The sequence below is a fragment of the Candidatus Neomarinimicrobiota bacterium genome, assembly GCA_041862535.1.
Classification (GTDB): Bacteria; Fidelibacterota; Marinisomatia; order SCGC-AAA003-L08; family TS1B11.
In genome coordinates this window covers 1-5194 of record JBGVTM010000065.1, presented here as the reverse complement: position 1 = coordinate 5194, position 5194 = coordinate 1, and the positions used below count along the sequence as shown (strand labels likewise).

Annotated in this window: 7 protein-coding genes; 5 read left to right on the top strand and 2 right to left on the bottom strand. The window is 54.5% G+C overall.

Going from position 1 to position 5194, the window contains the following annotated elements; all coding sequences use genetic code 11:
* Positions 1–233, bottom strand: a 233-nt coding sequence (locus ACETWG_02855) for a hypothetical protein (protein ID MFB0515528.1), incomplete at its 3' end; no start/stop codon positions are given.
* Positions 234–388: 155 nt separating this feature from the next.
* On the opposite strand from ACETWG_02855, the gene ACETWG_02850 reads away from it, so the two are divergent.
* The 3 genes from ACETWG_02850 (at position 389) to ACETWG_02840 (ending at position 2743) form a co-directional block, all read left to right on the top strand.
* The gene (locus ACETWG_02850; protein ID MFB0515527.1) at positions 389–565 is read left to right on the top strand and encodes a hypothetical protein; all 177 of its coding nucleotides are present in this window, start codon (positions 389–391) and stop codon (positions 563–565) included.
* Positions 566–733: 168 nt separating this feature from the next.
* Positions 734–1591, top strand: a complete 858-nt coding sequence (locus tag ACETWG_02845; GenBank protein MFB0515526.1) for a thymidylate synthase — start codon at positions 734–736, stop codon at positions 1589–1591.
* Between the two features lie 114 nt (positions 1592–1705).
* Entirely contained in the window at positions 1706–2743 is a 1038-nt protein-coding gene (locus ACETWG_02840) for an alpha/beta hydrolase family protein (protein ID MFB0515525.1), read from the top strand.
* A gap of 273 nt (positions 2744–3016) precedes the next feature.
* On the opposite strand, the gene ACETWG_02835 is transcribed toward ACETWG_02840, so the two are convergent.
* Positions 3017–3970 (bottom strand): DUF2279 domain-containing protein, encoded by a 954-nt coding sequence (locus tag ACETWG_02835; GenBank protein ID MFB0515524.1) that lies wholly within the window; start codon positions 3968–3970, stop codon positions 3017–3019.
* Positions 3971–4159: 189 nt separating this feature from the next.
* On the opposite strand from ACETWG_02835, the gene ACETWG_02830 reads away from it, so the two are divergent.
* Both ACETWG_02830 and tadA read left to right on the top strand, forming a co-directional pair.
* Positions 4160–4375 carry a transposase gene (locus ACETWG_02830; GenBank protein MFB0515523.1) on the top strand — a complete coding sequence of 72 codons (216 nt, stop codon included), beginning with the start codon at positions 4160–4162 and terminating at the stop codon, positions 4373–4375.
* A 38-nt stretch (positions 4376–4413) separates the two neighbouring features.
* Complete coding sequence (gene tadA / locus ACETWG_02825) at positions 4414–4887, top strand: tRNA adenosine(34) deaminase TadA (protein MFB0515522.1); 474 nt, start codon at positions 4414–4416, stop codon at positions 4885–4887.
* Positions 4888–5194: the final 307 nt, after the last annotated feature.

The following is a 5194-nucleotide window of genomic DNA, read 5'->3' as shown; positions in this document are numbered from 1 at the left end:
CCGGCGTACCGGGCGGCATACATCCAGTTGGCGTAGGCCATTTCCGACGGGAAGGTACGGTAGTAGCGTTGCCAGAGTTCAGCCAGTCCGGTATAGGTCTCCCGGTCATATACCACTTGGCGTTTGCTGACGATCGTCTCCGGACGCTCGATCTCCTGACTGTCCGGGGAACACCCCGAAAATATGCAGAGGGTCAGGGCCGGAATGATCAATGTGTGCTTCCATGGAACCATATGTTTTCTCCTATGCTCAACGCAACCGAAAGGATTACTCGCAGGCCTTACCGAAGACCTCTCGTATAGATAATCCCTGATCTTCCCGAAAAGTTCAACAGAATCTTCAGATATAGGGCCGATGTTGCCGTAAATCGTAGTCGAAAGGTAGCCAAATGATAGCTAATCAACCGGTTCTCCTTTCATTCAAGCATGTGGATGGTATCCACCCTCCGATTCGCGTCCTGCGCTGCCAGCTCGAAGTTGGGGTGGGTAGAACTCACCCCCCCTTCGACTCCTTCTTCGTCGCCGCTCAGGGCAGGCTCTCACGCTGTGTCGCCTATCTCATTTAAAGAAAGGGAAGCTGGGGGAGCCTCTAAACCGTTTGATACGCACAGCGCCGGGCATAAACTTAGTTTGTCAATCGCCAGGCGTATTGCGTTACGTGATCAGGAGATGGCAACTGATCAGCGCAGGCTGTAGGTAATCCTGTTTAATCAAATTTGAGAGGTGACCTGAACATGAAGGGCCACATACCGGTATTGCACGTCGAGGGGGAGGGTCTGGCTAAGGCCTGGGAGCAATCGCTGCTGGCTGTTTACCAGCACGGTTGTGAAATAAAGACGGAGTATGATCAGCCCGGTGATCCTCCCAGCAAGGACTGCACGATGACGATAGTGGTCAATGACCCGCTGGCTGAACCCATGATCCACAAAGACCTGCCGGGCGGCATCCTGGACCTGCAGGAGTACGTCATGGAAGTGCTGGATGGGATCAAAGACCACTTTATCCGCGATCCGAACGATCCCGAAGACACGCGCTGGGAATACACCTATCACCAGCGGCTATTCGAGTATACCGTCCCCCGGATGGATGAGACCTATGACCAGATTGAGATACTGGCTTCCAAGCTGGCCGCGGTGCCCTATTCCAGGCGGGCACAGGCGGTTACCTGGAAGGTGTGGGAGGATACATCCTGCTATGACCCGGCCTGTCTCCAGAGCATCTGGTGCCGTCTGCTGGAAGGGGAGGATGACAGCTGGCACCTGAATACGAACGTAAGATTCCGGTCGAACGATGCCTATAAAGCGGCCTTTATGAATATGTTCGCGCTGGTCAAGCTCCAGGAAAGGATTGCGGCCCGGATCGCTGAGATTTCAGGTCATAGTGTGAAACTGGGTCGCTACGTCCATCAGGCGGACAGCTATCACATCTACGGTTCATACTTTGAGGACTTCGAGAAACGATTTCTCAAGGCCGTTAAGGGGCGGTCGTTTGAAGAGCGGACGTTCCGCTACGAACACGTGCAGAGCATGATGGAAGCGGCGGTGCCGGATATCCTCGCAAAGGTAGCCCGGGTGCAGCGGCAGGGGAGATGAGTCAGGGATCAGGCCGAGCCGGATTGGCATCAGGGACCGCGGGTAGGGGGACTGATCCCCGAAGCCGGTAGGCCTGGACCTATCGATTTAACATTAGACTTCCCGAAAGGAGCGATGATGAGAAGCGTCCAACTGATAGCTTATTTGCTGCCCCTGCTACTCATTTTCAGTTGCAGCCTGCAGTTCAGCACCGAGGAACTGGCATTCCAGTCTGGCCGCTTTCGGGTGGTGGGTGACCTGAGGTTGCCGCCGGGACCGGGGCCGCATCCGGTAGTGGTATTCGTGCACGGTGACGGGCCGAATAACCGTACTTCGGGGGTGACGTATCCGCCGATCATGGATCGCATGCTGGCTGTCGGTTACGCTGCCTTTGCCTGGGACAAGCCGGGTACGGGTGAATCCAGCGGCAAGATCGACCGCAGCCGGCTGCTTGAGCAGCGAGCACAGATCGTCCTGGATGCGGTGGAGTTTCTCAAGGAGCGTCCCGACATCGATACCCAACGGATCGGCCTATGGGGGATCAGCCAGGCGGGCTACGTGATGCCCCGGGTCCTGGAGAGGAGCGAAGACATTGCCTTTATGATCGCAGTATCCTGTCCGGGTGAGCCCGGAGCGGAACAGGGCGCCTATCTCTTCGCGGCCCAGGCCTTGTGTGCGGGGGCTTCAGAAGAAGAGGCCACCCAGATCGAGTATCTGCTCGCAGAGATCGAAAGAGCAGACGACTACGAAACCTACGTGCGGTATAAAGAGCAGCTGGCCGGCTACCCGTTCCTGGAGGGGCTGGGCCTCAACCTGCTGGTCGCAACGGAAGAGCAATGGCACCACCCCAATTTCGAGGGTGATTACTTCTGGGATCCGATGACGGTCATCGAGCGCACCACCATTCCGGTCCTGGCCTTTTTCGGCGGGAAGGACACCCAGGCCGACCCGATCCAGGGTGCCCGGGCCTATCGGGCGGCCCTGGAGCGCGCCGGGAATCCCCATTACCGGGTAGAACTGATCCCCAGGGTGGACCATAACCTGATCATCTCGGAGACCGGCAGCCTGAGGGAACGGGAGCAGCGGTCGCGCAGAGGGTGGCAGAACTACGCGCCGGTTTACCTGGATATTCTGGAAGAGTGGCTCCGGGAGCTGCATGAGCAAACGCCCTGACCCGACCGTGCTACGCGTTGCAGCGCAGGATAAGCCCCGCAACAGAGACTACGCGGGATAAACCCCGCTACTGATAAAAAATCCTCGCTTCCCTCCGGAGGTGGGGATTTTTTGTCCGCCAGCGGGCGGATAAGGAGAAATAGTGCAGAGAGGTGAGTGCGCAGCCTAATATGTTATTACTCCCCTGCCGATTGTGGGTCATCTGTTCTAAATGAAAAAGCAAAATTGAACCATATTGAGATCAAGGCAGCGAAAGTGCGTTTGTCCTTCAACTTAAAAGTAGATTCCATACCACCTATCATTTCCGCTAATGCGGATTGCTGGTAGCGGGAGTCGAATGAGATCCAATTCGCTTTTGAGAAAATTCAGCAGTCTGTTATTACTGCTATCGCCGATATTGATTTTTCGAAGATCGATGTTCAGTCCGATGAAAATCTCCCGTTTACCGCCCAATCTATCTGCAACGATGCCTTTAGCACTGTGACCAACAGCCACGCCGATTGGTGCCAGCCAGCTTGGGAAGCGGCTCTTTATAGCTTGTGGGGCGCAATCATATAAATTGAACGTCAACCAGAAAGTCATGCCTTCATAGTCATTGATCATGTTTTGATCCAACGGGTTATATAGTTTTTCCTTAAATGCTATGGATTGATGGTAGCTAATTTTCAGTTGAATACCTCTGAACGTATTCGGATAGAGTTGCCGGATCGCTGAGAATCCGGCACCTATGGTATTCGCGCAAAGGTCAACCCAGCTGAAGCCCCATCGTTCGAAAAAGCCATCGGCCAGTTCTATCTGCAAAATCCAAAGCCAGCCTGTGAGCGAGCCATAAAGAACTGATTCCTTGACAGAAAATCCTGCCCATCGATAGGCTTTCGAAGCAAAATCACTAGCGGCATAGGAAGTCATCAGGTGGCCCAGCTTGTCCATCTGCCGATTTCTCGGGAAGTCTTTCTTTATGTTGTGAAAGTGAAACGATGTGGTAGGAGATTGGTACCACATTTCTTTAAGTCGAAGAATTCCGATGGGCTCGGATAATGCTATGCTGCCCCAAAATAAGTAAAGCCTCTTCTTCGAGACCATTGAAGTCTTGCGCCACAGTGTACCGTCAGCAATCGAGGGCGGTGATGATTCACGTTCGATCCCCTGATCCGGGGATTCAGATTCATCCGACTCAATTGATTGTGACCAGCCTATTGAGGCCCAGAGAAGAAGAGGAATAATCAAATGCCTGAAATCCATGTCTATAGTAGCTTTATGGTATTTAAATCATTCTATTTATGACATACATTCATATATCTTTAAAATCTAACTTATGTAAATTCCTTTCGAAAGTCAACGGAGTGCCCCGCCAAAGCTGTACACTTCCAGGTAAAAGATAATACATTGCCTTCAGGTCCCTGAAGAATTCACAATATGGAGACGAGAAGAAGGTTCAGCAAGGCATTTAAGCGGCAAGTGGTCGAGGAGTATTTATCGGGTAGCGTAACCCAGGCTCAACTGGGCAGAGCGTCTGGCTACGGACCAGAAGGTTGGGGGGGTCGCCCCGCCGCTGGATGGTTCGTCCGGGCGTACGTATTAATCCCCCGCTGGCTGACGATTGTCGCTACGGGAGATTTCTTTTTACGATAAACATTGCGTAATATACACATTATATCACAACCTACTTTATGATTACCTCGCTCCCTCATGACCATTTTCTCCGCCTGGCCTTGAAGGAAGCCGAGCGGGCCTATGAGGCCGGAGAAGTGCCGGTGGGGGCGGTGGTGGTGCAGGAGGGCAAGGTGATCGGTCGGGGGCACAATCAGCGGGAGGCCCTGCGCGACCCGACCGCCCACGCCGAGCTGCTGGCCATCACCGCGGCCGCCAATCACCTGGGCAGCTGGCGGCTGGAGGGCTGTACGCTGTACGTCACCAAGGAGCCGTGCCCCATGTGTGCCGGTGCCATTGTGAACAGCCGGTTGCCGCGGCTGGTCTTCGGTGCCTGGGATGACCGGGCCGGCTGCTGCGGCTCACTCTACCAGCTGTGCCGCGATCCGCGCTTCAGCCACCAGGTGGAGGTCACCGGCGGGGTGCTGGAAGAGGAGTGCCAGGCGCTGCTGCAGGCGTTTTTCAAGCAGCAGCGTAAAAACGCGCCGGAGTGAGCAGGGTATTCTATTCTATCCGAATCATTCGTAATATAACGTTGGAACTCAGCGGCGTCTGAATAAAGCAGTCTCGGGCTTTTCGGAGAGATGGCAGAGCGGTTGTCCCGCAGGGATCCCTTCGGGAAATGCACTGTATGCCTAGGAAGATTCTTGACAGCGTTGGAGAGGTGGCAGAGCGGTTGTCCCGGAGGGATCCCTTCGGGAAATGCACCGTATGCCCAGGAGAATTCTTGACAGCGTTGGAGAGGTGGCAGAGCGGTTGAATGCACCGGTCTCGAAAACCGGCATCCCGAAGTTCTCGGGA

Bases quoted from the DNA above. Each gene is read 5' to 3' on its own strand.
- ACETWG_02850 (MFB0515527.1), top strand. From the start codon at position 389: ATGATAGCTAATCAACCGGTTCTCCTTTCATTCAAGCATGTGGATGGT.
- ACETWG_02845 (MFB0515526.1), top strand. From the start codon at position 734: ATGAAGGGCCACATACCGGTATTGCACGTCGAGGGGGAGGGTCTGGCT.
- ACETWG_02840 (MFB0515525.1), top strand. From the start codon at position 1,706: ATGATGAGAAGCGTCCAACTGATAGCTTATTTGCTGCCCCTGCTACTC.
- ACETWG_02830 (MFB0515523.1), top strand. From the start codon at position 4,160: ATGGAGACGAGAAGAAGGTTCAGCAAGGCATTTAAGCGGCAAGTGGTC.
- tadA (MFB0515522.1), top strand. From the start codon at position 4,414: ATGATTACCTCGCTCCCTCATGACCATTTTCTCCGCCTGGCCTTGAAG.